This window comes from Rhodococcus sp. 27YEA15 (genome assembly GCF_049739425.1).
Taxonomy (GTDB): domain Bacteria; phylum Actinomycetota; class Actinomycetes; order Mycobacteriales; family Mycobacteriaceae; genus Rhodococcus_F.
Map to the genome: position 1 here is coordinate 449,731 of NZ_JBMHHW010000002.1, position 25,330 is coordinate 475,060.

The following is a 25,330-nucleotide window of genomic DNA, read 5'->3' on the forward strand; positions in this document are numbered from 1 at the left end:
TTCAATCGGCCGTTGCAACACCAGGCTGTTGAAGCGAGCATAGTTGTTCGTCGAAAACCTCGACGGGCGTCTTCCAGTCAAGGGACTTGCGGGGGCGGTTGTTGAGCGCAAGGGCGACAGCTTCAAGGTCCTCGGCGGACCAGGGCGAAAGGTCAGTTCCCTTCGGAAAATACTGGCACAGTAGACCATTCGTGTTCTCATTCGTCGGTCGCTGCCAGGGAGAGTGCGGATCGGCGAAGAACACTCTCGTGCCGGTATCGAGCGCGAACTGAGCATGCCCGGAGAGCTCCTTCCCGCGGTCCCAGGTCAGGGTCTTGCGAAGCTGTCCGGGGAGCTGCGTCATCGAGGCCGTCAGAGCGGCGTTCATCGCGATGGCCCCGTAACCGACAAGCAACAGAACATTTTTCACGGCTGGTTTCTCGCCCCAGCCTTCCAGCCGAGGAAGATGAACGAGGATTGTGGATCGGCTGCTGCGCTCGACGAGCGCGCCGATCGCGGACCGGCCGGTCCCGATGATCAGGTCCCCCTCCCAGTGCCCCGGAACGGCGCGATCGGCGGCTTCTGCGGGGCGCTCTGAGAGGACGACATCCGCGGTGACATGCCCTTGCGGCTTGTTCTGTGACCGCGCCCGAGGGACCCGCAGCGCGCGGCCGGTGCGCAAACACGCGACCAACTCCCGCTTGAGTGCGCCACGGCCCTCGATGAACAATGACTGGTAGATCGCCTCATGGCTGATGCGCATGGACTCATCATCGGAGGAAGTCGACCTTCAGGCGTTGCGAGATCTGCTGCGGGCTCCACGCCGACACCCAACGTCTGTCCTGCCGATGAGGCTTGTTCAACCCCTTCCACACTGGCGCCTGAGGCCCGGTGACGATCGTGCCGTCGGGACGCCGAACGATCCCAACGAGCCGCTCCTGCACGTACTCACGTAATCTGTTGTCGTCCAGTAGCTTCGCCGTCTTCGGACGCTTCGCGGACTGTTGCGCCTTCCACTGTGCCACCAGCGCCCGGTAGACATGCTTACCGCTTCGGGTCGCCGCGTTGCGGCGAAGTTCACGTGAGATCGTTCCCGGGTCGCGCCCGATCCTGCGGGCGATCTCGCGGACGCCGATGTCCTGGGCGCGCAGCAGCGCGATCTCCTCACGCTCGGCGAACGACAGATAGCGGCCCGTGGGCTCGTCCAGGCTGATCGGCGGCATCCCGCCGGCGTGGCGGAATCAGCGGACTCCGACCGGTCACGACACGCCAACAGCCTCCGACGCCTCGACGGGCGTCACGCCCGAGGCGATCCGCCGCCAGAAGTCCCGCTGCACCGCACGAGAGGCCTCAGGCCGCCCGGGTGAACGCATCGGCGGTCGCAATGCTCTGCCCGCTGCCGCCGCGCACCCGAAGGCACCTCCGGAATCTGCTTCCCACCACGTCCCATCGTGCACCTCCTTGAACGCGGTGTTGCGACGACCTGTTGAATCCGCCCTTTGCTTGTGAGTCTCTATGAATGATGCGGCTATGTGGCGGCCTCGATCCAACAGATAGTGATACCCGCAGGTACTGGCGCATCGTTGAGGTCGAGGTAGCCGAGAACCATGGTGCGGGCTGCGTCGCGAGCTCGGGTGCCGTAGGTCGGCGTGGGCCTCCCTACGTCACCGACCCTGTGAAACCGAGCGCCGCGACTTCGCACCGGGACTTCAGGTTCGGTCGTAGGAGCGCGAACGATCTGCGGTCAACCGGCGTCGGCCATCAGTCCGATGGACGTCACGCCGGCCAGCGCGGCTTCTTCGTCGTTATCGGAGGTGTCGCCGGAAACTCCGACCGCGCCGAGCAAGGTTCCGTCCGTGTCCTTGATGAGAACTCCGCCGGGAACAGGGACCAATGCGCCGACCGAGTGAGTGACGGCGGCGATGAACGACGGTTGCTGTTCGGCGCGCGTCATCAGCGCGCGCGAGCCCACCCCGAGAGAGACGGCGCCGTGGGCTTTGCCGTAGGCGACGTCGAAGCGTTTGTTGGACGAGCCGTCCTCGCGCTCGGCCGCGAGGACGTGGCCACCGGCGTCGAGGACGACGATCGTCAGCGGCTTCATCTTGGCAGTGTTCGCGGCTGCCAGGGCTCCGGCGATGATGGTCCGGGAGTGGGCGAGAGAAAGGTTCATTTCTGAGTTCCATTCCAGTTCTTCATGTTCGGCTTCGAATGGATCGCTGCCGAATCTTCGTGGTGAGGCAGCAGTCATTGTTCAGCGATGTGGCCGCGATGTCTCAGAGGTGTTCTGGATGCCGGAACTTTTCGTTGGCGCAGGGCAGGTGTGACCGCTTGAGTCGTGGCGAACGGTGGTCCCCAGGAACGTCGTGATCGACAGCGAGACCGGACCGACGAGAGGGATCGACACAACATGAAGCATCTGGACGCTCTGGTAGCGGAACTCGGCGACGACGTCGTCGTCACCGATCCGGATCGGATGGACAAGTACCGCTGGGATCGCGCCAACGACCCCGATGCAGGTGTGCCGCTGGCTGTGGTGCGTGCCGGGTCAACCGAGGACGTGCAGGCGGCGCTGCGATTCGCGACGGCACACGGTATCCCCGTCGTACCGCGCGGTGCGGGCTCGGGATTGTCCGGCGGCGCTTCGGCGGTGTCCGGCTGCCTGGTGGTCTCGACCGAGCGGATGACGACGATCACCGTCGATCCGGTCACCCGAACGGCAGTTGTTCAGCCCGGGCTGTTGAACGCTCAGGTGAAAGCCGCTGCCGCCGAGCACGATCTCTGGTACCCGCCGGATCCGTCGTCGTACGAGATCTGTTCGATCGGCGGCAACATAGCTACCAATGCAGGTGGCCTGTGTTGCGTGAAATACGGTGTCACAACCGATTACGTTCTCGGATTGACCGTCGTTCTCGCTGATGGCACCGTAGTCCGTCTCGGCGGTGCGAGGCTCAAGGACGTGGCGGGCCTGTCGTTGACCAAACTGTTCGTCGGCTCCGAAGGAACGCTGGGAATCGTCACCGAGATCGTGCTGCGGCTGATACCGAAGCAGCGACCTCCGGCGACGCTCGTTGCGACGTTCTCGACCTTGGACGATGCAACCAACACTGTTCTGGCGATCTCGCGGCGGCTACGGCCTTCAATGCTCGAATTCATGGACGGCCCCACCGTCAACGCGGTCGAGGACATGACGAAGATGGGGCTCGATCGCGAGGCCGCAGCGATGTTGATCGTTCAATCCGACGAGCCGGCCGGGCACGCCGGTACCGAATGCGAGTTGATGGCGTCGCTGTGCGCGACGAACAATGCCACCGAGGTCTTCACCACTGCCGACGCGGCAGAAGGGGAGGCGTTCGTCGTCGCCCGCCGGCTGGCGATCCCGGCTGTCGAACGGACGGGAACTCTCCTGCTCGAGGACGTCGGAGTACCACTCCCGCAGCTAGGGGCGCTCGTCTCCGGGATCGCCGGCATCTCCGCCGACCGCGCCGTCACCATCGCTGTCATCGCGCATGCCGGTGACGGGAACACCCATCCGTTGATCGTGTTCGACCCCGCCGATCCGGACATGGCCGAACGCGCGCAGAAGGCGTACGGCGAGGTGATGGAGCTGGCGATGTCACTGGGCGGAACGATTACCGGCGAACACGGCGTCGGCAGGTTGAAACGCCCGTGGCTTGCCGATTATCTGGGCCCGGAGGTGTTGGCGCTCAACCGGAAGATCAAAGACGCTCTCGATCCGCAGGGAATCCTCAACCCCGGCTCGGGTTTCTGAGCGGCGTTCCGATTTCCGGAACGATGCGTTGCCGTCGACGGCAACTCGGATCAAGGTCGGCGATGCGGAAGTCACGAGTTCCGACCTGCCCCGCACATGATGCGGGTCGCTTCACTGAGGATCGTCCGGCACGTACCTGCCGGTGAAGAAACGGAGAAACAACCATGGCAACAGTGACGTTCGAGAAGACCCAGCGCTGGTATGCGGGGGCAGACAAGCCCACCGTTCCCGGCATCGACCTCGAGATCGAGGACGGCGAATTCCTGGTCCTCGTCGGACCGTCCGGGTGCGGCAAGTCCACGACGCTGCGGATGCTGGCAGGGCTCGAAGAGGTCAACGACGGCAAGATCTTCATCGGAGACCGGGACATCACGCGAGTTCCGCCGAAGGACCGGGACATCGCGATGGTGTTCCAGAACTATGCGCTCTACCCCCACATGACCGTTGCGGAGAACATGGCCTTCGCGCTGAAGATGGCCAAAGTCGCACCGGCGGAACGGCAGACGCGGGTCCTGGAAGCCGCCAATATCCTGGGCCTTGAGGATCTTCTCGATCGTCGGCCGAAGGCGCTCTCGGGTGGTCAGCGGCAGCGTGTCGCGATGGGCCGCGCGATCGTGCGTAATCCGCAGGTGTTCTGCATGGACGAGCCGCTGTCGAACCTCGATGCCATGATGCGCGTGCAGACCCGCACCGATATCGCCAAACTGCAGGCGGAACTGGGCGTAACCACCGTCTACGTCACTCACGACCAAGTGGAGGCGATGACGATGGGTGATCGCGTAGCCGTCATGAAACTCGGTGAAATTCAGCAGGTCGACACCCCGCTGAATCTCTACGATCGTCCGGTGAATCTCTTCGTGGCGAGCTTCATCGGATCGCCACAGATGAATCTACTCGAGGCCACCGCCGTCGAGGGGCAAGCCAGGATCGGCGACTACGTCGTGCCGGTCGATCCCACCGCAGCCAAGCGGATGAAGGGCAACATCACCGTGGGTGTCCGCCCCGAGGTGTGGCGCATCGTGGCGCCGAGCGAGGGCGGTCTGCCGGTGCGGGTCACCCTTGTCGAGGAACTCGGATCGGACGCGTTCGTCTACGGCTCCTGCGGAGTCGAGGGCACTCCCGGCAACGTTATCGTCCGCGTTCACGGCCGCGATTCGGTACGTAAGGGCGACACGATTTTCGTCACGACAGATCCGCGCCACGTACACGTGTTCGACACCGAAACCGGTGCGCGCCTGAGCGCATGAGTTCGGGCGATACCGAAGTTCCTCACCGGTGTACCGCCGGGCGGAACATCGGTGAGGACGCTTCCATCGAAGAAGGAGATCGTGAAGACATGACAGCTATTGCGCAAGATCACGCGCACGTCGTCGCTGCGGCAGATCGACTTCGTGACGCGGCGCGGTCAGGCCGCCCGGGACCACCGGTACGTGATCTCATCGGCAGTGACGACGTGACGTCCGCGTATGCCGTCCAACGTCTACTGGCATCCGAACGTATCGCTGCCGGAGCCACTGCGGTGGGCCGGAAAATCGGTCTCACCTCGACGGCCGTGCAACGTCAGCTCGGTGTGAGCCAGCCCGACTTCGGGGTGCTGTTCGACGACATGGCGTACGGCGGTGGAGACACCATCGCGATCGGTGCAGTTCTCCAGCCGCGTGTCGAAGCGGAGGTCGCATTCGCCCTCGGTGCAGATCTCGTCGACGGCGATCTCGACCTGGCACAGGTGCGAGGCGCCGTGAAATATGCCGTTGCTGCACTCGAGATCTGTGGAAGCCGTATCCGCAACTGGGACATCACCTTCGGGGACACGGTTGCTGACAATGCGTCCGCCGGCGCGTACGTACTCGGACCGCGGCGTATGCGTCTCGACGAGTTCGAACCCCGGGACGTCGAGATGTCGATGACAATCGACGGGGAGGTCGTCTCGACGGGAAACGGTGCGGCGTGTCTGGGTGATCCTCTGATAGCCCTTCAATGGTTGGCCAGGAAAGCGCGTGACCTCGGGGTCCCGCTCCGGGCGGGCGAGATCGTGCTCTCGGGAGCACTCGGTGCCATGCGACCGGTCGGTCCGGGAAGCACTGTCACCGCAATGATCTCGGGAATAGGCAAGGTCAAAGTGACCTTCAGCGAAGAATAGGGGAGATCGCCATTACGAAAGTCGCCATAATCGGGTCGGGTAACATCGGCACCGATTTGATGATCAAGGTGATGCGAAGCGAGCATCTGGAGTTGGCAGCGATGGTCGGCATCGACCCGGCGTCGGAAGGGCTGGCCCGTGCCGCCCGCCTCGCGGTTCCGACGACCCACGACGGGGTCGACGGGCTCATGGCACTGCCGGGGTTCGACGAGATCGAGTTGGTATTCGACGCGACGTCCGCGGGAGCACACCGGAAGAACGCCGCGCAGCTGCAACCGCACGGTATTCGCCTGGTAGACCTCACCCCGGCGGCCGTCGGGCCGTACGTGATCCCGGCGGTGAACTTCGACGAGCACCTCGACGCCACGAACGTGAACATGGTGACCTGTGGCGGGCAGGCGACCATTCCGATCGTCGCGGCGATCGCGCGAGTGGTTCCGGTCGCGTACGCCGAGATTGTCGCCTCCATCTCCTCGAGATCTGCGGGTCCGGGTACTCGGGCGAACATCGACGAGTTCACCGAAACCACGTCAGCAGCCATCACCGGAGTGGGTGGCGCCGAACGCGGCAAAGCGATCATCATTCTCAACCCCGCCGAGCCGCCGCTGATCATGCGCGACACGGTCTTCACTCTCGTGGACACCCCGGACGAGTCCGTGCACGATGCGATTCGGCAGTCGGTGGCGGCGATGGTCGGTGACGTCGCCGCCTACGTACCCGGCTATCGGCTCAAACAAGACGTCCAAATCACCGAGATCCCTGCGGATCAGCCGGTGGAAACTCTAATCGTCGAGGGCAGATCCAGGCCGACACATCAGATTTCGGTATTCCTCGAAGTCGAGGGCGCAGCAGACTACCTACCGGCGTATGCCGGCAATCTCGACATCATGACGTCCGCCGCAGTGCGGGTGGCCGAACGGATCGCCGCACTCGAGGAGACGCCCGCGTGAGTATCCCCATCTTCGTTCAAGACGTCACTCTGCGCGACGGTATGCATGCTGTGCGGCATCGTATGTCCACCGACGATGTCGCGCGCATCGTCACAGCGCTCGACACGGCCGGTGTCGACGCGATCGAGGTTGCCCACGGTGACGGGCTTTCCGGCGGTTCGGTGAATTACGGTCCCGGATCGGATACCGACTGGGCGTGGATCGAGGCTGCCGCCGGTGTCATCAGTAATGCCAGGCTGACCACGCTGCTTCTTCCTGGTGTCGGCACCATCCACGATCTGAACCGAGCCTACGAACTCGGTGTTCGATCCGTTCGGATTGCCACCCACTGCACCGAGGCCGACATATCGGCTCAGCACATCGATGCCGCCCGCACCCTGGGCATGGATGTCTCTGGATTCCTGATGCTCTCGCACATGGCCGAGCCCGAACAACTTGCGCGGCAAGCAAAATTGATGGAATCCTATGGTGCGCACTGTGTCTACGTCACCGACTCCGGTGGCCGACTCGTGATGGACGACGTTGTCGCTCGCGTCCGTGCCTACCGGGATGTGCTCGACGATACCACCGAGATCGGTATTCATGCTCACGAGAATCTGTCGCTGTCGGTAGCGAATTCCGTTGTCGCCGTGCAGAACGGAGTTCGGCGCGTCGATGCCTCGCTTGCCGGACAGGGCGCGGGGGCGGGAAACTGCCCGATCGAGGCATTCATCGCTGTCGCCGATCTCGTCGAATTCGAGCATCGGTGCGATCTCTTCCATCTCCAGGACGCTGCCGACGACATCGTTCGACCACTCCAGGATCGACCGGTTCGGGTCGACCGGCAGACCCTCACGCTCGGATACGCCGGCGTCTATTCGTCGTTCCTGCGCCATGCCGAACGTGCGTCGGAGCAGTACGGCGTCGAGGTGCGCGACATCCTCCTCGAATGCGGTCGTCGCAGACTCGTCGGAGGTCAGGAGGACATGATCATCGACATCGCACTTTCGATGGTCGACGCGGCCGAGTCGGTGGCAGGTTCACGGTGAGGTCTACCACGTACTGAGAAACGAGAATCCATGGATCCCTACGAAAACGAGATGCTGAAATTCGTCCAGATGTGGAAGCCGTACGGCGGAGCGGATGATCAGGTTCTGCCCGAATTCGGTATGACGGTGGACGTGTTCTATCGGCGGGTGTTGGACATCCTGGAGCGTCCGCGCATGCTCGCACTCGCATACGATGAACGGCGAGATCTGCGCCAATTCTGTCAGTTGAAGCTGCGTCAGTGTGCTCGCTCGGTGCTGCTGTCCTCGGTGGCGAGACCGGAAGGCCCGAGATACATTCGACACCGTTGACCGCTGCCACATGGCCTTGAATTCAAGAGATGCAGCTGCCGTTCAGATCCAATTCGAGATCTGAACGGCAGCTGCATTTTTGGCAACAGGGGGTTCAGTGTGTCGGTCCGTGGGCGATGTCGAGCATGGTGGTGGTGTCGGTGATTTTGGTGCGTGGTCGGCCGGTTTGTTTGCCGTGGGTGCGTTCGTGGGTGTCGATGCGTTGCCAGGCGGGGAAGTCGAGGAGGTCGGGTTGGCGTTCGGTGAGCAGGGTGTGGAGGTGGGTGTGGTTGTGCAGGGGTGGGGTGAGGTGTCCGTGGGTGAAGTCGGTGAGAAGTTTGTCGATGGTATCGGAGCTGCAGTGTTTGTTGGTGCCGATGACGCCGGTGGGGCCGCGTTTGATCCAGCCGGCGACGTAGACGCCGGGGATGGGGGTTCCGGTGTCGGGGTCGAGGACGCGGCCGTGGTCGTTGGGGACGATGGCGTGGTGTTCGTCGAAGGGGAGGTCGGGGATGGGGCGGCTTTTGTAGCCGATCGATCGGAGGACCAGGTTCGTGGGCAGGGTGTGGGTGTGTTCGGTGGCGTGGGTGGTGAGGGTGGGTGCGGTGTCGGGGCTGTGGGGGTGGTCGGGGTCGGGGAGGAGTTCGTTGTGGACCAGGCGGATGGCCTCGACGTGGTGTTCGCCGAGGATTTCTTCGGGTGCGGTGAGGTAGCGCAGCACGATGCGTTTACGCCCGCCACCGCTGCTACTACTGCCGGTGCCGGTGCTGTTGTTGTTGCCTTTGGCGGCGAATTGTTCGATTTGGTGGACTTTCAGTTTCTCGGATGGTTCGCTGTGGGGTCCGTCGATCCAGGTGCGGCTGGCTGGGTCCAGGAGTGCGTCGGTGGGGTCGACGATGATGTCGATGTCGGGGAGTTGACCGAGGGCGATCAGTTCGGGGTTGGTGTAGGCGGCGTGGGCGGGTCCGCGGCGGCCGATGACGACGACTTCGCGGGTGTTGCCGGCGCGTAGTGCGTGGAGGGCGTGGTCGGCGATGTCGGTGGTGGCGAGGGTGTCGGGGTCGGTGAGCAGGATTCGGGCGATGTCGAGGGCGACGTTGCCGTTGCCGATGATCACGGCGCGCTCGCCGGTGAGGTCGAAGGTGTGGTGGGTGTGGTCGGGGTGTCCGTTGTACCAGGCGACGAAGTCGGTGGCCGGGTGGGAGCCGGGGAGGTGTTCGCCGGGGATGTCGAGGTGGCGGCTGTCGGGGGCGCCGACGGCGTAGAGGACAGCGTGGTGGTGCTCGAGGAGTTCGGTGTGGGTGATGTGGTGGCCGACGTCGATGTTGAAGTGGCAGTGGACGGATCGTTTGCCCATGGTCAGGCGGAAGATGTCGGTGACGGCTTTGGTGCCGGGGTGGTCGGGGGCGACACCGGCGCGGATGAGGCCGTAGGGGGTGGGGAGGCGTTCGAACATGGTGATCTCGACGCGGGGGTGGGTGGTCAGTTCGATCGCGGCGTAGCAGGCTGCGGGTCCGGTGCCGACGATCGCGACGTGGAGGGTGCCCAGGTTCGGGTCGAGGGTGTGTTTGTGGGCGGGTTCGGGTGGGTTGTCGGTGATGGGGTGGCGTGTGTAGTAGTCGGCGTTGATCGCGCGATATTGTCGGTGTTCGTCGCGGAGTGCGTGTTCTTCGGTGATCGCGTCGACGGGGCATTCGTCGAAGCAGGCGCCGCAGTCGATGCAGGTGTTCGGGTCGATGTAGAGCATTTCCGCGGTGGTGAATTCGGGTTCGTCGGGTCGGGGGTGGATACAGTCCACGGGGCACACGGCCACGCAGGAGGCGTCGTTACAACATGCCTGGGTAATCACATAAGCCACAACAATTTTCCCTACCTGTAAGTACCGGCCGAAACACACACTTGCGCGTGGACCGCCGGATCTGGCTGAACTAGTCCTCGATGGCCAGCGCTACCTCGGGGCACGCATGCACACCTTCGCGGGCTATGTCGATCCGATCGTCCGCGACGGCCGTCGTTTCCAGTGTGGAGTACCCCTCGTCGTCGATCGGGAACATCTCCGGATCGACGGCATGGCACCGAGCATGCCCACTGCACAGCTCCCGTCGAAGGGTCAACTTCCTGACTCCGGCGTCGGCCACGTTCGTCACGCTTCCGGCTCGGCGATCGGCCAGCTGAGGAGCAGCCGGTCCAGCATGGGGACGGAGAGGCCTTCCCCGAGCAGTGGCTCGAGTCCGGATATCTCTGGATCTGAATCTGGTTGTGTCAGAGCGTATTCGGGAATTCTGGAGTGCCATTCCGTCAATGCGATCCGCAATTCGGTGCGCGCGAGATGAGAGCCCAGACAGCGGTGTGGTCCCAGCCCGAAACCTACGTGGCGGTTCGGGTAGCGGTCGATGACGAATTCGTCGGCGCGGTCGTACTCGGCGGTGTCTCGATTGGCCGGCGCGAAGGGAATGACGAGTTTGTCGCCGGCATGCATCGGGCATTCGTTGATCGTGACGTCCTCGGTCAGGGTGCGCGCGACGGTGATCACCGAGTAGTACCGCAGAAACTCCTCGACTGCCGAATCGGCGAGCTCGGGGTTCGATACCAGCGCGGCACGATCGTCGGAACGGGTTGCCAGGTGCAGGAACGACCACCCGAGAGTGGCTGCGACGGTGTCGAGGCCGGCGATGAACATGAGACGGCCGATGCTCAGAAGTTCGTCGTCGGGGATCGGCTTCCCGTCGATCTCGGCGCAGAGCAGTTCGCTGGCAAGGTCGTCCCGCGGTTCGATACGCCGCTGCTCGAACAGTTCCGTCAGTGCAGCATCGATGGACGCTTCTACGTCTCGCCGGTCAGTGTCGATTCGTGGCCTCGCGTACCGGTGTGTCAGCTCGACGAACTCCTCGCATCGCTGCACGTCCAGGCCGAACATGTCGAGGAAAATAGTGGTGGGGTACAGGAAGGCGAATTTCTCCATGAAATCACACGATCCGTCGGCGATGAATCCTTCGATGAGTTCGATGCAGAATGCTCGAATGTTCTCTTCCCGTGCGGCGATACGTGCGGGCGAGAAGAACGGGTTGAGTATACTGCGGTACTTGCGATGTGACGGCGGATCCACCTCGCCGGGAATGAGATCGAAATCCTCGGGCGTTCTCTTGGCCGGATCCTTCTGGCTGGATGCACGCGCATAGTCCTGCAGCGTGCTCCGCATATCGGGATATCCGAGGAGATACCAACACGCTCCATCGGACGGGTCATTTTGAGTTGCAACAGGTTTCCTACCGCTCAAGGATTGCCAGCCGGCCCACGGGTCGAGGAGGTCGACGACGGCGTCGCTGAGCTTGGACACCGTGCCGGTAGTTGACGAGAGATCCTCGGAAGAACCCATTCTTTGCTCCTTCGTACGGGTACGCGGCAGGGGCCGGAGGGTGATCCTCGTAGTTGCCGCGCACGGTGCCGGTGAATCTAGAGGTCGCATGATGGATGCCATGCTGGGCTGTTCCGTTGCCTGGAACGCCGTATAGGTGCATCGGCGTGGAAAAGCAGGAGCTCAGCAAGGTGTGAAGCGGACTGTTGACCGGCGGCGTGGATCGACGTCATCGATCAGGTGGTCGTCAGGTCGATCCTTACCGGAGAAACAACTGCAGATCGTCGACGTATCTCGGCAGTGGCCGTGAACCTGCGGGCATGCGCCTGGTGCCGGACGATTCGCCTGGTCGAGCTCTGATGGAAGTAGACTCGGGCACATGGCCATCCCCGACAAGTCCCAGATTCGGTTCGAGGAGATACTGAGTGCATTGGGTCACCCTGTCCGACTGGCGATCCTGGCGGCACTGGCCGACAACCAACAGCACCGTTGCGGTGCGTTGGTGACCGGAGTGTCCAAGTCGACCCTGACCCATCATTGGCGAGTGCTCCGCGATGCCGGTGTCATCGATCAGGAACCCTCGGGTCGAGAAAACCTCTTGTCTCTGCGCCGCAACGACATCGAATCGCGTTTTCCTGGATTCCTTCCGACCGTGCTCGCCGCTCTCGCCACCGATAGTGTCGCCGAAACCACGATCGGTGCGTATCTTCCCGACCCGCCTACGGCGGTCTCGTAGACGATCCGCTTTTCATGGCCATTCGTGTTGCAGTCGCATCAAAAATAGGACTACTGTTCACGTACTAACGTAGTTTTCAATCGGTGGGGGCAGCATGAATGCACCAACAGGAAGGCGACTGGGCTGGTCGTTGGCACTCCTGGCCTTCGCTCAGTTGATCTTCTCTCTCGACATCAACATCGTGTACGTCGCACTGCCCGACATCGGACGCTCGCTCGGATTCGACGGACAGACACAGCAATGGGTCGTCAGTGCGTACACCGTCTTCGCCGGAGGCTTCCTGCTCTTCGGCGGACGAGCAGCGGACCTCCTCGGGCGCCGACGTGTATTCGTGACCGCCCTGGCGCTGTACGCAATCAGTTCCCTGGTCGGCGGTTTCGCATCGGCGCCATTCATGTTGATTGCTGCCCGTGCTGTTCAAGGTGTCGGCGGGGCACTACTTCTCCCCTCGACATTGGCGCTGATCAGCAACCTCTTCGCGGAAGGGCGTGTGCGTAACCGAGCTCTCGCCATATGGGGCGGCGCCGGTGCCAGCGGACTGACGTTGGGTGCATTACTCGGTGGCGTACTGTCCCAATGGTTCGGTTGGCCTGCAGTGTTCTTCGTCAATGTCGTCCTGGCCGGTGTCGCCGCAGCGGCCGCATTCGCCCTGATACCCCGCGATGTCCCTCGGTCCGAGTCGCGTACGTTCGACCTGCCAGGAGCTGCCTCGGTCACCCTTGCAGCCACGTTGTTCGTGTATGCACTGGTACAAGGTCCGGCCGACGGATGGGGGACGTGGCCGATCATCACTGCGCTTGCCATCTCGATTGCGGCAGCGGTTTCGTTCGTCGTCATCGAGTCGCGCTCGACCGACCCGCTGATGCCTCTGCGTCTGCTCGGCAATCGCAACGTCGCAGTCGGTGTCATGACGACCTTCGTCTACATGGGCACGTTCGGCGCTCTACCGTATTTCCTCACGGTGCTGCTTCAGAACGTGCATCGGCTGTCCGCGCTGCAGACCGGTCTGGCTTTTCTGCTGCCGTCGGTGGCAATCGCCACCGGTACGCAGTTGGGCGAACGACTCCTCAATCATGTTGGTGGACAACGCGCTCTGCTCGCCGGTTTCGCTCTCGGACTGCCGGGAACCATCGTGCTTGCTCTGGGTTTCTCGTCGTCGCTTTCGTACTGGGCACTCGTACCAGGTTTGGTCATTTCGGGTCTAGGGCAGGGGGTTACCTGGACCGCCATGTGGATTGTCGCGAGCACTGCCGTGGCCCCGCATGAACAGGGTGTGGCAAACGGCCTCGCGTCCACCGCTCTGAACATAGGCAATGCCGTTGGACTGGCAGTGCTCGTTGCGGTCTCCACGACCGTTCGATCGCACGTCGGTGGCTCCGCCGGTGGTGACCGCTTTGCTGTCATGATCGCCGCAGCCATCATGATCCTCGGGGTGCTCGCCGCAACGCGCCTGCGCCGAAAAGGTAGCGAAACATCCAGCGTGTCCGATGATTCGAAGACCGGAACCGCCGATTCGGATCGGCGCGAGCGATCGGTCGCCGATGTGATCGAGTAGGTCTGAGCGTCAACGGGAATCGGCCCTGCACCCAGATGGATGCAGGGCCGATTCACGTTCTGCGGTGCCGGTATCACTCACACCGCAGGCAACCCCAGGTGCTCGCGGAGGGTATGGGTGGTGTACTCGGTGCGGTACGCGCCTCTCTCCTGCAGGGCCGGGACGAGTTTGTCGACGAGGTCGTCGATCGAATCGGTCAGGTGGTACGGGTTGATGTTGAATCCGTCGACCACTCGGTGCCGGACCGAGTACGCCCAGCGGTCGGCGATCTCGCCTGCCGTCCCGGTGACGTACCGAAAGTTCGGGGCGACCTCGAGCACCAACTGTCGGATGGAGAGTCCCTTTTCGTCGGCGAGTGCACGCCAGCGCGCGATCTGGTCGAGTTTTCCGGTGCGGTCCGCGATCTGAATCGTTCCTCGGGACGGATCGAGTTCGCCGTCGACGGGTTCGACGTCGGGCAGTGGACCGTCCGGGTCGTATGCCGAAAGGTCTTGACCCCAGTAATGTTCGAGATAGGCGATGGCGCGGTGCGGATTGTAGGCGCTCTCGCGGAGCCAGCGAGCCTTCTCGTCGGCGTCCGCAGCGGTGTCGCCGATGACGACGGTGGCGCTGGGCAGGATACGAAGAGAGTCCGCAGACCGGCCGTGGGTGGCGAGTCGCGTCCGAAGGTCTCGCGCGTACGCGACGGCGGTGTCGAATTCGGTGTTCGCCGAGAACACGACATCGGCGTGGCGGGCGGCAAGTTCACGGCCACCGTCGGAGTCGCCGGCCTGGAACAGGACCGGGCGTCCTTGTCGGCTCCCGGGCACTGTGGGCGTCGCGCGGGCGCGCAGGATGTCGGATGTTCGGGTGACATCGGCGGTGCTGCCCGGCAACCACGAGTCGGCGTCGACGCTCGATGCGACGTCGCCGAGAGACCATGCGCCCCAGTACTGTTTGGCCAGTTCGACGAGTTCGGTGGCTCGTTCGTAGCGGCGCTCGTGTGGAAGCCAGCCGCCGCGACGAAAGTTCTCGCCCGTCCAGGCATTGTCGGTAGTGACGATGTTCCAGCCCGCCCGGCCGTCGGACAGGAGGTCCAGGCTCGCGAGCCGGCGGATCAGGTCGACGGGAAGACTGTAGGTGGTGTTCTGGGTGGCAACCAAGCCGATTCGATCGGTCACACCCGCCAGTGCCGACAGTTGCGTGATGGCGTCGGGACGGCCGGCGATGTCGGTGGCCAACACCGCGCCCCGGTTCTCACGAACGCGTTGGCCGTCGCCGAGGAAGAAGGCGTCGAACAGTCCCCGCTCGAGGGTCTGGGCCACCGTCACGAAGGTGTCGGCGGAAACTTGGTCCGCGGCTTTCGGATCCTCCCACACGGTCTGCGGGCCGATTCCCGGATAGAACACACCGAGGTGAACTTGCGCTTCGGCGTCGTACGGCGCTCCGGTGTCCGGAGTGGTCATGGCGAACTCCTCAGAGGTATGTGACTAGCGGGTCGACGGCGATGCGTAGCGGCTGACAGGGCGCGGCAACCCCAGCGTCTCGCGTAGGGTCGCGCCGACCTGCGGCGCACGGTGTAGGGACAGCTCCTGCAGTGCGGGAACGACGCTCTGGTACAGAACGCCCAGATCGGTGGTGGCGACGGCGGGATGGATCCGGACACCGTCGACGGTGCCCGTCAGGGACCGTAGCAAGTCGACGAATTCCGGTGCGGAACCGACGAAACGGAACCGCCCACTGTCGTGCCACGTCGCGTGGTCGTCGAGTGCGGTGAGGCGGGACTGTGCCGCCTGGCCGGAGTCGTCGAGAACGATCTCGATCTCGGCGAAGGTCAATCCGTCGTGTCGGGCAGCGCCTTCGGCGATCGCGGTCTCGTCGCGGCCGGAGACCAGCGTGATGTCGAGAAGATCCGACACACCCAGATCCGCGTCACCCACGACCACGATCTGTCCCTGCGGGGGTCGTGGGGTGATCAGCGGGCCGACGACGTCGAAGAACTCGCCGGAAAATCGGACATGGTGGACTTTGTCGGGGTCGAGGTAGCGGCCGGTTGCGGCATCACGAATGACGGCGTCGTCTTCCCACGAATCCCACAGTCGACGGGCGAGGTCCACGACGTCTCGGACCTCGGCTCGTGCGGCTTCGGTGCTCCGGGCCGCGAAACCGACGGCATCGTTGGCGTCGGCGGAGTTGTCCGCGCCAACCACCCAGGCGGCGCGTCCTCTCGACGCGTGATCGAGGCCGGCGAGTTGGGTGGCGACGTGGAAAGGCTCGGTGGTCAGTGTCTGTACCGTCGGCGCGAGTCCGATTCGGTCGGTTGTCGAGGCGAGGTACGCGGCGCGGGTCCCGGCATCCAATCTGCCCACCGGATACGGCGCGCTTTCCGGTACCACCGTGTCGGCGAAGGTGACGAGTGAGATCCCGGCTTTCTCCGCGGCTGCTGTGGTCGATCGAAGAATGCGGGGCGAGAGCAACTGCTCGGGCGGGTGTCCCCACGCCCGCCACGCAGCGGGATGACTTCCCGCGCCGTCTATCTCGATTGCCAGGTGTAGAAAATCAGGCGAACCAACCACGATCAAAGACCTTTCGGATGAGTGCGGACGCACACCGGGGCTCCAGTCCTCACCCCTGCGCGCTTGCGGAATCTGCTCTGATCCCGCCCGGTCGTCACCTGGAGCACCCCACCGCGCAGGAGGGTTGCCGACCAGCAAGCCAGGGCTTGACGCTGGTACTCATGACCGCAGCTCAATCTAACATGCGTAGTTCGTACCGAAAACCTCTGCGCCCCAACGCCAAACTTGTATATCTGGTAGCGAGGTCAATGCCCAGTGTTTCGATCCGGCAGATTCGAAAACTCGATACCGCGCCGAATCTGCCGTCGTTGCTGCCTGCGTGGAAACACCATCAGGCTGATCACCCCGGCCCGACGACCTGTTACCCGCACCGGCGCCACCGCGCAGGCCCGGATCGGCTTCATGCTGTTCCTGCAAATCCCTCCGCCCCGTTTCACTCGTCACCGCAGGTATGGAGGCACGGATAGGGGTGGCTGCTTGATACTGCCTCTGTGCGCGCTGCCGATTCTCGAGGCGTACCGGCAGGATCGGCTACAGGTCCCCGGCCTCGCACGTTCGGGCGCCTCCGATGCCACCCCGATCGCTCTAAGCCGTGTCGTCGAGATTCTGCTCGTCGACGACTGCACGCAGATCCGCTGTATGGCGCCCTCCGCCGCCTCCCGAGCAGGGTCGGCAGCGACAATGTGGAAGACGGTATCGGCCACAGAATCACCAGGACGGACAGCGCCGTCATCGTCGGATACTGCCCGGTCAACTGATCGGCGAGCCAGTACGTGCACAAAGCCAGTGCCGAGATTGTTGCAGTCGCCCGCGTGAACACCCCGACGACGAGTGCGATTCCCAGACCGGTTTCCACCGCCGGAACGACGATTCCGAACGGTCCGGGCATTGTTCCCAGGACGTCGGTGGTGAAGATCTTGTAGAGATCTGGGACACGAGTGTTCGTCGACGTGCTGTCGACGACGAGAAGAATGTCGGCACGGCCGAAATGAGCCCGATACTTGACAAGGCCCTCGTGCAGCCACAGTGCGCCGAGGGCGACTCTCGTCGCACCGGCAAACACCGGTGCGACGAGAGCAGAGAACCGGTTGCGCCCCATCAGGAAAGGCTTGCCGCGCCGAACACGGCCTTGGCCTTGTCGCAGTGAACGACGAGGTCGGTGAAGGTCGATGCGTTCGCACCGTTGAGGGTGAAGGTCTGGGATGCGTTCGCGAAAGCGACGCTTCCGAGTTCGACTCCCACGGATACGGCAGCCTCGTCGGTGCCGTTGGTGAGGTAGAGGTGGAGGTCAGGTCCTTCATCCGACGAGAAGCCGGAGAGGGTGAGTGTGTTGCCGGTTACGTTCGCGACGCCGGTGACCTTCTTGTCGTTCAGGCCGGCGAAGGTGCCGGAGAGTTCGTGTGATGTTCCTCGGGTCATTGCCGCTGCCGCCGAAGTATCGGCGACGGTGGTGCTCGAACCCGCTGCCGGGGTGTCGTTCTGGCTGCTGCATGCGCCCAGCACGAGCGTCAATGACAGTGATGCGATGGCGATGCCGACTTTGGTACGCACGGTGTGGAGTCCTTTCCTGAGGAAATCTTGCCCACCCACTCAATCACCGCGAGCTCGGCATGCATTCGGATATGACAAGCCCGTAATGGACTATGTCGAGACTGTAAGAATCGGGGGATACCGTCGGGTCGACGCTATTGTCGAGTCGTGAATTCTGTACCTCGTGTGATGCTTGTGGAGGACGACCCGACGGTCAGATCGGTCGTGGGGGAGTACCTGCGTGCCGCCGGCATGGAAGTGACGGAGTACGGCGACGGAATCAGTGCAGGCAACGCTGCTCGTGCGCAAATACCGGATCTCATGATCGTCGATCGGATGCTCCCGGGTCGCAGTGGAGACGACGTATGCCGTGAAGTGCGCAGCTACTCGGACGTGCCGATCATGATGCTGACTGCGCTGTCCGCGGTCGACGAGCGTATCGAGGGGCTCGAACGTGGTGCCGACGACTATCTCGGTAAGCCGTTCTCCATGCGCGAGCTTCAGCTTCGGGCGCAGGCACTCTTGCGTCGCCGGAGTGCAGGGGGAGTGCAGACGATCATCGAGGCAGATCAGTTCAGAGTCGATCTCACGCGTCGGCGGGTATGGACGAAAGGCGACGAGATCTCCTTGACCACACGAGAGTTCGAGCTCCTCGTGTACTTGATCCGCAATGCCGGTCGTGTGGTCGGCCGTGAGGAATTACTGCGTGAAGTGTGGGGATGGGGGTTTGGAGATGCGTCGACGGTGACTGTGCATGTCCGGCGGCTGCGCGAGAAGATCGAGGAAGATCCGCGGTTTCCGTGCCACCTGGTCACAGTGTGGGGCGCGGGTTACCAGTTCGGTACAGGTGCTGATTCCTGATGCCGGCCGTGCATGATTTGTTGCTGATCGTCGGAACGACGGTGACGTGTACCGCGGTGATCACTGCCGTGGCGTGGATTGTGTTGCGCATCAACAGGCATGGTTCGATAGCGTCTCAATTCGTTGTCGTTGTTGCGGCTGCGGTGCTGTCGATAGCCTGCTCGACGATCATGGTACTGATCGAAATGTTCTTCTCCGCTCATGATCTGGTGGTGCTCGGCTGGGTGATGGCCGTCTCGACGCTGATGAGTGTGGGTGCTGCATGGCTGATCACCACCCGTGTTGCGAAACGGTCGATTTCGAGTTTGATCCGCTCCACCCGACAGATCGCGGACGGCGATGTGCTCGACCCGCAAAACCCTGGTTGGCGCGAGTTCAACGAACTCTCCGAACAACTGTCCGAGACGTCACAGAGATTGGCCGACGCGCGGTCCGAGATCGACAAGCTCGATGCCGCGCGCCGTCAGTTCTTCGCATGGATTTCGCACGATCTACGCACTCCTCTCGCTGGAATTCGGGCAATGGCAGAAGCTCTCGGTGAGGGTGTCGTCGCAGACCCCGACCTGTACGTGCGGTTGATCAGGGACAAGGTGGATACCGTCAATCACATGGTCGACGATCTGTTCGAGCTTTCACGGATCGAGAGCGGATCGTTCGGTCTGCGATGCGAGATCGTCGACTTACTCGACCTCGTCTCCGATGCGGTGTCCGACGTGCAGGAAGTTGCCTTGCAGCGTGATATCCGGATACGCCAGAACGGTATGACAGGGCACACGCTGTGGGGTGACGCCCGTGAATTGACTCGGGCGATCGGAAATCTTCTTGCCAACGGCATCCGGTACACCCCGGACGGATCCGAAATCCTCATCTCGGCGACCACGCGTGACGACGGGCACCTGGTGTTGAGCATCCTCGATCACGGGTCAGGGGTGTCGACCGAAGACCTGGGGCGCATGTTCGACGTGGGATGGCGAGGAGATGCCGCTCGGCAGGCAGACTCGTCATCTGGTGTTGCCTCGGGCGCAGGTCTCGGGCTCGCGATCGTTCGTGGCATCGTCCACGCGCACGGCGGAGACGTGTACGCCAGATCCGTCGAAGGTGGTTTCTGCTTGGACGTCACCCTTCCGCTCCAAGGACTCGATCAGCGCCGACAGGGAATCTCGATGTGATGGTCCATGACATCGCCGGGTCGAATCTCGGACGCATTTTAGGCGCTGATCTATTATTCACGTGTGGTTTCACAGGGATGGTAGGTTCGGCTGTTTCGGAATGAGCAGGGCAGCGAATACTGCGACAATGCAAATACCGCCGAGCATCAGATATCCGTTTGTGTAGCCGGACTCGAGAGGCACGCCGGAGGGGGACGCGCCCACCGCTACGATGCTTGCCATCGCGGCGGCACCCAGCGATCCTCCGATAGTCCTGATGTTGGCGTTCATGCCGCTGGCGACACCGGTCTGGTCAAGGGGGACAGCTGCGACCACGACGGTGGACATCGCGGCAAATGCCAACCCGAGTCCGATACCGATGATCGCGCTGGCCACGTAGATGTCCCGCTGGTGTCCGTGCATCAGTGCGACGACGAAGAAGCCGGCGGCGGCGATCAGAACTCCCGTCGCAAGGACACTCTTGGAGCCGTACCGTTCCGACAACCGGCCGGTGTAGATACTGGATACGAAAGTGCCGATTGTCATGGGCAATAACGTCAAGCCGGATTCGGTGACCGATGCTCCGAAACCGTATCCGTATTCCGTCGGTGCTTGTAAAAACTGCGGTAGAAAACCGAAAGAGGCGTACATGCCCACACCGAGCAGCAACGCCACCAGGTTTGCCGTCCACACCGATCGGATGCGCATCATCTGCATGTCGATCAACGGATTGTCCGAGCGTGACTCCGCAATCACCCACAACACCGCGATTACGATTGCGACGGCAATCAGCACGAGCGCCGTCGTCGACAACCACCCCCACGACGAGGCTTGGCTGACAGCGAGAAGTAGTGCGATCAGCCAGACAGATAGCAATGATGCATTGAGCCAGTTGATCTTTCCGGGTGTCGTCACCGGCGATTCCGGCACCAGAACCTGGGTGGCAATAGCGGCGACGGCGGTGACGACGAACGGGATGATGAACAGCCAACGATAACTCAACAACGAGACAATGGGGCCGGCTAGCACAATTCCGAGACCTGTACCGACAGCGAGGAGTGCACCGATCACCCCTACCGCTCGGGCAACCTCACACGATGGAAGCTCGTCACGAATGATGCCGAAAGCCAATGCAGAGGTTCGCGGATTATGGAGCATCCGTGACATTCCTGTTCATACAAGGGATGCGTGTTCTGCACGCATTGCGTACATTGCGTGCAGGACATGCAGAACGCGCAATGCTCACGTCACGGTGAGGCATTGACACGTTCCGACTCCATGGCCGGCGTGTGTATTCGATGGGCGGGACCGGTACTCCGTCATGAATCGACCGATGTCCGTGCCGGACACGGTCCTGGTGGCAGGGCAACCGCTGTGCGCACTGGACGCCCCGTTCGAGGATGCCCGTTGCAGTGTCGACGAGATCTACCGGGACGGATCGAGCGGAGTTACTTGCTGATCAGTTGAGATGCAATCGCGGTGCCTGCGGCGACGACGGCGACCGACGGCCAGGGGCCGATCTTCTTCGCGAGGGGATGTGAGGCTCCGAACGCGCCTACATAGGTTGAGACGAGCGCGGTTGTCCGTGCCGGTCCACTCGTGCGCGCCCAGTACGTCCCGCACACCGATCCGACGATTCCGAGTACGGCGCCGCCGAGTTTGCGGTTTCCACTCTGGCGGGCGACGGCATATCCGCCGACGAGGCCGCTCGCGGCGAGGGCTGAAATACAGGTCGTGGTCAGGGTCATGGAATCTCCTCGTGGGTACTTACCGAACTTTGCCCAACGATATCCGTGCGTCCGGAATGTCGAATCACGCTATCCATGCTCTGATGGTCGATGACGAGTTTTCTACGTGATTGTGTTCGGCCGGTGAACGGCCGTCGACATGCATCTACGGCCGTCCGGCGGCGGTAGCGATCGCTCGGAAGGGATCGATCGAATCGTCGTTCGGGCCGCCAGAGCAGGCTGGGTTCGTGAAAGGTCCCGCCAAGTCGATTCAAGGTGATGGCAATACCTGTGTCGGCAACATATACGACGAATTGCGTAGTGGAAGCGGGGACTAGACGGGCGGAAGTTCCGTCACTGTGGCCGCCAGGGATTTTGTCATGCGGAGCAGAATCGGGCCGAGGTGGATCCGAAATTTGTCGGAGTGAAGAGTTGTCGACGGACAATCGAGGTGTTCGTCGGTGGGTTCAGGGCGGGGCGGTGAAATTCCGGTCAGCTGACTGGGTGGATTGCGCAGATCTGGTTCGCTGCGGATCTCGCCCAGCGGGCCCAGCGCAGTCCGGAGGCCGCGTGTAGGTCCACAGCTATGGCCCAGACCTATCGATGGCCCATAGCTGCAGGTTCGGAGTCGCTGCTACCCGAGGCCGGTCTGTCGGTAGTCGTCACGGATACGCGGACGACTAGTAGTGCAGTGTCGATGAGGTGGCGGAAGGCAACCAGGTTTGTGCTGTTCGTATTGCCGGCAATGTTGCCCGGTCATACGAAAATTGTGGATTCACGAACTAAATGCAATGTGACATACTACTGGCATGGTGGAATTTGGCTACAGCAATGGGGTTGTCGTCATCGGCGGCGGAGTGATCGGCGCGGCGTGCGCGTATTACTGTTCGGAGGCGGGCCTCGAGGTCACCGTGATCGAGCGTGGCGCCATCGGCGGCGGTACGACGGCGGCATGTGAAGGCAACATCCTGCTCTCCGACAAACATCCGGGTCCGGAACTGGATCTGGCACTGTTGTCATCCCGATTGTGGGCCGATGTGGCCGCTCGTCTGGGTGCCGACAGACTGGAGTATCAGGCCAAAGGTGGTGTCGTGGTGGCCACCTCGGATTCCACGTCCACGGGCTTGCAGTCGCTGACGGCGTCGCAACGGCGAGTGGGAATCGATGCGATCGACATCTCGCAGGACGAGTTACTCGACCTCGAGCCCAATGTGACGCCAGATGCCGTCGGCGGTGCCTTCTACCCGCAGGACAGCCAGGTGCAGCCGATGCTGACCACCGCGCGGCTTCTGCAACATGTACGCGCACGCGGTGGGACGGTCCTCTCCGGTACATCGGTTGTCGGTTTCCTGCACGGACCGGGTGGGGCCGTCATCGGAGTGCGCACCGATTCTGCTGTCATGCCCGTTGTACGCGGGGCATGGACCGTCAATGCCGCAGGGACATGGAGCGGACCGATCGCCGAATTGGCCGGTGCGCCCGTCCCCGTGCTGCCCCGCAAAGGATTCGTCCTGGTCACCGAGCCGCTGCCGCGGGCGATCCGACACAAGGTCTACACCGCCGAGTATGTTGCCAACGTCGCGAGCAGTGATGCGGGGCTCGAGACGTCGGTGGTGGTCGAAGGAACCAGCGCAGGTACGGTCCTGATCGGAGCAAGCAGGGAACGGGTCGGCTTCGACCGCTCGGTGTCCCTTCCGGTGATCCGCAAGCTGGCCGCGCAGGCGATCGGAGTCTTCCCCTTCTTGTCCGATGTTGCGCTACTGCGCACCTATCTCGGGTTTCGGCCGTACTGCCCCGACCACCTTCCGGTCATCGGTGCTGATCCGCGCGCTCCGGGACTGATTCATGCCACCGGTCATGAAGGCGCCGGAATCGGACTGGCTACTGGCACCGGATTGCTTGTCGCTCAGATTGTTTCAGAGACCACGCCTGCTCTGGACCTGTTCCCGTTCCGCCCCGACCGCTTCGAGGAGGCTGTTGCATGAGCACCACGAGATTCGAGTTCCAGTTCGACGATCACCCGGTTGCGGCCGAGCCGGGGCAGAGTATCGCTGCGGCCCTGATCGCCGGTGGTCGCCGCTCGTGGCGTCGCACCAGAGTCGGGGATGCTCCCCGCGGTGTGTTCTGCGGCATCGGTATCTGCTTCGACTGCCTGATTACGGTCAACGGTGAACCGAACCGCCGAGCTTGCCTGATCGAGGTTCGCCCGGATGACGTCATCACCACCCAGGAAGGAGCAGGTCATGGCAACCTCTCGTGTTGAGTCCCCCTACGATCTGACAGTTCTCGGCGCCGGACCGGCCGGATTGGCTGCCGCGACTTCTGCGGCGCGAGCCGGGGCCCGTATTGCCCTTGTCGATGCCGGTGCCCGACCGGGCGGGCAGTATTGGCGTAACCGTGACAACGACACCGGTGCGCTGCACCACGATTGGTCGACTTTCACGAGTCTGCGCGCAGACTTGGCCACCAACAGTGACTTGATCGACCACCTGCCGTTCCACTCCGTCTGGCACGTCGAACGCACCGGCGGCGGATTTTCCGCGCACGCGAGTACTCCGTCCGGTGAACAGGTCATCGACAGCCGGGCACTGGTCGTCGCGACCGGCGCCTACGACCGCCAGCTCCCTTTCCCTGGATGGACGCTCCCGGGTGTATACGCCGCGGGCGCAGTTCAGGCGCTCCTCAAGGGACAGGGAGTCCTCGCGGGCCGCCGATTTGTCGTATCGGGGACTGGGCCGTTCCTCTTGGCCGTAGCCGCCGGTCTGGCCGACGCGGGAGGCGAGGTCGTCGGAGTTTTCGAAGCGGGTCATCCGGCCGGGTTCGGTAGGTTCCCCGTGGCGCTTGGGCGCAATGCCGCCAAGCTCGGCGAAGGTGCCGAGTACGTGCGGACGATGATCAGACACCGCATTCCCTACCGCACGCGCACCGCCGTCGTTGCGGCGCACGGTGACGACGAAGTCGTCGGTGTCACCACTGCCAAACTTGATCGGGACTGGAACGTCCTCCCGGGAACCGAGTCGAGGATCGACTGCGACACTGTCGCGGTCGGATACGGATTCACGCCGCAACTCGAGATTCCACTTCAACTCGGCTGCGAGACGGTTCTCGACATCGACGGAAGTTTGATCGCGGTGGCGGACGACGCGCAATCCAGTTCGGTCGCCGGGATCTATCTCGCGGGCGAATCCTGCGGTGTCTCCGGTGCTGCCGCGTCGGTCGTCGAAGGCCGCATAGCCGGGCTGCACGCGGCCGCCGCCGTTGTCGGTGCCGCCGCCGATCGCACAGCGTTGCGGCGTCTTCGACGTCAACGCGCGGCGTTGCATTCCTTCGCCAGGGCGATGCACAGCACCTTCCCCGTCCCGAGCGGATGGACCGGCTGGCTGGAGCCGAACACGATCGTCTGTCGATGTGAGGAGGTCGAGGCTTCGGCAGTCGACACTGCCGTCGACGAACTCGGCGCCGTCGATTCCCGAGCGGTCAAGCTCTACGCCCGACCAGGAATGGGTATGTGCCAGGGCCGGGTCTGTGGATACGCCACCAGTTGCCTGGTTGCAGCTCGAGGTAACCGTGATGTCACTGTTGCCGATCTGCGAGGTGTCGCCGGTAGGCCCATTGGTCAACCAGTGTTGTTGGGAGATTTGGCCGCGACCGCTGAACCTAACTGACCTTTGCGAAGTGGCGAGCACATTCTCATTCAAGTCTATACAAT

Annotated in this window: 23 protein-coding genes, 2 pseudogenes and 1 riboswitch; of the genes and pseudogenes, 14 read left to right on the forward strand and 11 right to left on the reverse strand. The window is 62.9% G+C overall.

Annotated features, from left to right (window positions below):
* Window position 1: 1 nt before the first annotated feature.
* A pseudogene (locus tag ABH922_RS27110) lies at window positions 2–1,352 on the reverse strand (IS30 family transposase).
* Window positions 1,353–1,723: 371 nt separating this feature from the next.
* The gene (locus ABH922_RS27115; protein WP_424810124.1) at window positions 1,724–2,149 is read right to left on the reverse strand and encodes a GlcG/HbpS family heme-binding protein; all 426 of its coding nucleotides are present in this window, start codon (window positions 2,147–2,149) and stop codon (window positions 1,724–1,726) included.
* Between the two features lie 237 nt (window positions 2,150–2,386).
* Here ABH922_RS27115 and ABH922_RS27120 point away from each other — a divergent pair, with 237 nt between their 5' ends.
* From ABH922_RS27120 to ABH922_RS27145, 6 genes are all read left to right on the forward strand, one after another.
* A complete protein-coding gene (locus ABH922_RS27120; protein WP_424810125.1) occupies window positions 2,387–3,748 on the forward strand; it encodes an FAD-binding oxidoreductase in 1,362 nt (453 codons plus the stop codon).
* Between the two features lie 164 nt (window positions 3,749–3,912).
* Window positions 3,913–4,995, forward strand: a complete 1,083-nt coding sequence (locus tag ABH922_RS27125; RefSeq protein ID WP_424810126.1) for an ABC transporter ATP-binding protein — start codon at window positions 3,913–3,915, stop codon at window positions 4,993–4,995.
* An 89-nt stretch (window positions 4,996–5,084) separates the two neighbouring features.
* Window positions 5,085–5,888, forward strand: a complete 804-nt coding sequence (locus ABH922_RS27130; protein WP_424810127.1) for a 2-keto-4-pentenoate hydratase — start codon at window positions 5,085–5,087, stop codon at window positions 5,886–5,888.
* A gap of 5 nt (window positions 5,889–5,893) precedes the next feature.
* Complete coding sequence (locus ABH922_RS27135) at window positions 5,894–6,838, forward strand: acetaldehyde dehydrogenase (acetylating) (RefSeq protein ID WP_424810329.1); 945 nt, start codon at window positions 5,894–5,896, stop codon at window positions 6,836–6,838.
* Window positions 6,835–7,866 carry a 4-hydroxy-2-oxovalerate aldolase gene (gene dmpG, locus ABH922_RS27140; RefSeq protein ID WP_424810128.1) on the forward strand — a complete coding sequence of 344 codons (1,032 nt, stop codon included), beginning with the start codon at window positions 6,835–6,837 and terminating at the stop codon, window positions 7,864–7,866. Before ABH922_RS27135 ends, dmpG begins: the two co-directional genes overlap by 4 nt.
* A 30-nt stretch (window positions 7,867–7,896) precedes the next feature.
* Complete coding sequence (locus ABH922_RS27145; protein ID WP_424810129.1) at window positions 7,897–8,175, forward strand: DUF3263 domain-containing protein; 279 nt, start codon at window positions 7,897–7,899, stop codon at window positions 8,173–8,175.
* Window positions 8,176–8,269: 94 nt separating this feature from the next.
* Here ABH922_RS27145 and ABH922_RS27150 read toward each other — a convergent pair whose 3' ends face one another.
* The 3 genes from ABH922_RS27150 to ABH922_RS27160 all read right to left on the reverse strand — a co-directional run bounded on the left by ABH922_RS27150 (window position 8,270) and on the right by ABH922_RS27160 (window position 11,530).
* The gene (locus ABH922_RS27150; protein ID WP_424810027.1) at window positions 8,270–10,012 is read right to left on the reverse strand and encodes an FAD-dependent oxidoreductase; all 1,743 of its coding nucleotides are present in this window, start codon (window positions 10,010–10,012) and stop codon (window positions 8,270–8,272) included.
* A gap of 70 nt (window positions 10,013–10,082) precedes the next feature.
* Window positions 10,083–10,301 (reverse strand): ferredoxin, encoded by a 219-nt coding sequence (locus ABH922_RS27155; RefSeq protein WP_424810130.1) that lies wholly within the window; start codon window positions 10,299–10,301, stop codon window positions 10,083–10,085.
* On the reverse strand, window positions 10,298–11,530 hold the full coding sequence (locus ABH922_RS27160; protein ID WP_424810131.1) for a cytochrome P450: 1,233 nt from the start codon (window positions 11,528–11,530) through the stop codon (window positions 10,298–10,300). The genes ABH922_RS27155 and ABH922_RS27160 overlap by 4 nt, the downstream gene beginning before the upstream one ends.
* Before the next feature lie 358 nt (window positions 11,531–11,888).
* Here ABH922_RS27160 and ABH922_RS27165 point away from each other — a divergent pair, with 358 nt between their 5' ends.
* Window positions 11,889–12,245, forward strand: a complete 357-nt coding sequence (locus ABH922_RS27165) for an ArsR/SmtB family transcription factor (protein WP_424810132.1) — start codon at window positions 11,889–11,891, stop codon at window positions 12,243–12,245.
* 94 nt (window positions 12,246–12,339) lie between these two features.
* Window positions 12,340–13,800, forward strand: coding sequence for an MFS transporter (locus ABH922_RS27170; RefSeq protein WP_424810133.1), 1,461 nt, complete (start codon window positions 12,340–12,342; stop codon window positions 13,798–13,800).
* Window positions 13,801–13,877: 77 nt separating this feature from the next.
* Here the strand turns inward: ABH922_RS27170 and ABH922_RS27175 are convergent, their stop codons facing one another.
* The 4 genes and pseudogenes from ABH922_RS27175 to ABH922_RS27190 all read right to left on the reverse strand — a co-directional run bounded on the left by ABH922_RS27175 (window position 13,878) and on the right by ABH922_RS27190 (window position 17,906).
* On the reverse strand, window positions 13,878–15,245 hold the full coding sequence (locus tag ABH922_RS27175) for an NtaA/DmoA family FMN-dependent monooxygenase (protein WP_424810134.1): 1,368 nt from the start codon (window positions 15,243–15,245) through the stop codon (window positions 13,878–13,880).
* Window positions 15,246–15,269: 24 nt separating this feature from the next.
* A complete protein-coding gene (locus ABH922_RS27180; RefSeq protein WP_424810135.1) occupies window positions 15,270–16,355 on the reverse strand; it encodes an LLM class flavin-dependent oxidoreductase in 1,086 nt (361 codons plus the stop codon).
* Window positions 16,356–16,409: 54 nt separating this feature from the next.
* A riboswitch (SAM riboswitch) is annotated at window positions 16,410–16,522 on the reverse strand.
* Between the two features lie 506 nt (window positions 16,523–17,028).
* Window positions 17,029–17,454 (reverse strand): annotated as a pseudogene (locus tag ABH922_RS27185) (DoxX family membrane protein); the annotation flags it as partial.
* Complete coding sequence (locus ABH922_RS27190; RefSeq protein ID WP_424810136.1) at window positions 17,454–17,906, reverse strand: DM13 domain-containing protein; 453 nt, start codon at window positions 17,904–17,906, stop codon at window positions 17,454–17,456. The pseudogene ABH922_RS27185 and the gene ABH922_RS27190, both read right to left, overlap by 1 nt.
* A 147-nt stretch (window positions 17,907–18,053) precedes the next feature.
* Here ABH922_RS27190 and ABH922_RS27195 point away from each other — a divergent pair, with 147 nt between their 5' ends.
* Complete coding sequence (locus ABH922_RS27195; protein WP_424810137.1) at window positions 18,054–18,746, forward strand: response regulator transcription factor; 693 nt, start codon at window positions 18,054–18,056, stop codon at window positions 18,744–18,746.
* Complete coding sequence (locus ABH922_RS27200) at window positions 18,746–19,915, forward strand: sensor histidine kinase (protein WP_424810138.1); 1,170 nt, start codon at window positions 18,746–18,748, stop codon at window positions 19,913–19,915. The genes ABH922_RS27195 and ABH922_RS27200 overlap by 1 nt, the downstream gene beginning before the upstream one ends.
* 69 nt (window positions 19,916–19,984) lie before the next feature.
* Here ABH922_RS27200 and ABH922_RS27205 read toward each other — a convergent pair whose 3' ends face one another.
* Window positions 19,985–21,052 (reverse strand): MFS transporter, encoded by a 1,068-nt coding sequence (locus tag ABH922_RS27205; protein ID WP_424810139.1) that lies wholly within the window; start codon window positions 21,050–21,052, stop codon window positions 19,985–19,987.
* A 175-nt stretch (window positions 21,053–21,227) separates the two neighbouring features.
* On the opposite strand from ABH922_RS27205, the gene ABH922_RS27210 reads away from it, so the two are divergent.
* Window positions 21,228–21,353: a hypothetical protein gene (locus ABH922_RS27210; protein WP_424810140.1), complete on the forward strand. Its 126-nt coding sequence runs from the start codon at window positions 21,228–21,230 to the stop codon at window positions 21,351–21,353.
* Here ABH922_RS27210 and ABH922_RS27215 read toward each other — a convergent pair.
* Window positions 21,343–21,642 (reverse strand): hypothetical protein, encoded by a 300-nt coding sequence (locus ABH922_RS27215; protein WP_424810141.1) that lies wholly within the window; start codon window positions 21,640–21,642, stop codon window positions 21,343–21,345. The two genes, ABH922_RS27210 and ABH922_RS27215, sit on opposite strands and share 11 nt — an antisense overlap.
* Before the next feature lie 788 nt (window positions 21,643–22,430).
* Between ABH922_RS27215 and ABH922_RS27220 the strand changes: the two genes are divergently transcribed.
* From ABH922_RS27220 to ABH922_RS27230, 3 genes are read left to right on the forward strand one after another with little or no spacing between them, the layout of a single operon-like run.
* Window positions 22,431–23,606 carry an NAD(P)/FAD-dependent oxidoreductase gene (locus ABH922_RS27220; RefSeq protein WP_424810142.1) on the forward strand — a complete coding sequence of 392 codons (1,176 nt, stop codon included), beginning with the start codon at window positions 22,431–22,433 and terminating at the stop codon, window positions 23,604–23,606.
* Window positions 23,603–23,884, forward strand: coding sequence for a (2Fe-2S)-binding protein (locus tag ABH922_RS27225; protein WP_424810144.1), 282 nt, complete (start codon window positions 23,603–23,605; stop codon window positions 23,882–23,884). The genes ABH922_RS27220 and ABH922_RS27225 overlap by 4 nt, the downstream gene beginning before the upstream one ends.
* The gene (locus tag ABH922_RS27230; RefSeq protein ID WP_424810146.1) at window positions 23,865–25,286 is read left to right on the forward strand and encodes an FAD-dependent oxidoreductase; all 1,422 of its coding nucleotides are present in this window, start codon (window positions 23,865–23,867) and stop codon (window positions 25,284–25,286) included. The genes ABH922_RS27225 and ABH922_RS27230 overlap by 20 nt, the downstream gene beginning before the upstream one ends.
* Window positions 25,287–25,330 lie beyond the last annotated feature (44 nt).

What these genes read in the sequence shown, in the direction of transcription:
- ABH922_RS27115 (WP_424810124.1), bottom strand. Translation starts at nt 2,149, where the DNA reads ATGAACCTTTCTCTCGCCCACTCCCGGACCATCATCGCCGGAGCCCTG.
- ABH922_RS27120 (WP_424810125.1), top strand. Translation starts at nt 2,387, where the DNA reads ATGAAGCATCTGGACGCTCTGGTAGCGGAACTCGGCGACGACGTCGTC.
- ABH922_RS27125 (WP_424810126.1), top strand. Translation starts at nt 3,913, where the DNA reads ATGGCAACAGTGACGTTCGAGAAGACCCAGCGCTGGTATGCGGGGGCA.
- ABH922_RS27130 (WP_424810127.1), top strand. Translation starts at nt 5,085, where the DNA reads ATGACAGCTATTGCGCAAGATCACGCGCACGTCGTCGCTGCGGCAGAT.
- ABH922_RS27145 (WP_424810129.1), top strand. Translation starts at nt 7,897, where the DNA reads ATGGATCCCTACGAAAACGAGATGCTGAAATTCGTCCAGATGTGGAAG.
- ABH922_RS27160 (WP_424810131.1), bottom strand. Translation starts at nt 11,530, where the DNA reads ATGGGTTCTTCCGAGGATCTCTCGTCAACTACCGGCACGGTGTCCAAG.
- ABH922_RS27165 (WP_424810132.1), top strand. Translation starts at nt 11,889, where the DNA reads ATGGCCATCCCCGACAAGTCCCAGATTCGGTTCGAGGAGATACTGAGT.
- ABH922_RS27170 (WP_424810133.1), top strand. Translation starts at nt 12,340, where the DNA reads ATGAATGCACCAACAGGAAGGCGACTGGGCTGGTCGTTGGCACTCCTG.
- ABH922_RS27175 (WP_424810134.1), bottom strand. Translation starts at nt 15,245, where the DNA reads ATGACCACTCCGGACACCGGAGCGCCGTACGACGCCGAAGCGCAAGTT.
- ABH922_RS27200 (WP_424810138.1), top strand. Translation starts at nt 18,746, where the DNA reads ATGCCGGCCGTGCATGATTTGTTGCTGATCGTCGGAACGACGGTGACG.
- ABH922_RS27205 (WP_424810139.1), bottom strand. Translation starts at nt 21,052, where the DNA reads ATGCTCCATAATCCGCGAACCTCTGCATTGGCTTTCGGCATCATTCGT.
- ABH922_RS27210 (WP_424810140.1), top strand. Translation starts at nt 21,228, where the DNA reads ATGTCCGTGCCGGACACGGTCCTGGTGGCAGGGCAACCGCTGTGCGCA.
- ABH922_RS27215 (WP_424810141.1), bottom strand. Translation starts at nt 21,642, where the DNA reads ATGACCCTGACCACGACCTGTATTTCAGCCCTCGCCGCGAGCGGCCTC.
- ABH922_RS27220 (WP_424810142.1), top strand. Translation starts at nt 22,431, where the DNA reads ATGGTGGAATTTGGCTACAGCAATGGGGTTGTCGTCATCGGCGGCGGA.
- ABH922_RS27225 (WP_424810144.1), top strand. Translation starts at nt 23,603, where the DNA reads ATGAGCACCACGAGATTCGAGTTCCAGTTCGACGATCACCCGGTTGCG.
- ABH922_RS27230 (WP_424810146.1), top strand. Translation starts at nt 23,865, where the DNA reads ATGGCAACCTCTCGTGTTGAGTCCCCCTACGATCTGACAGTTCTCGGC.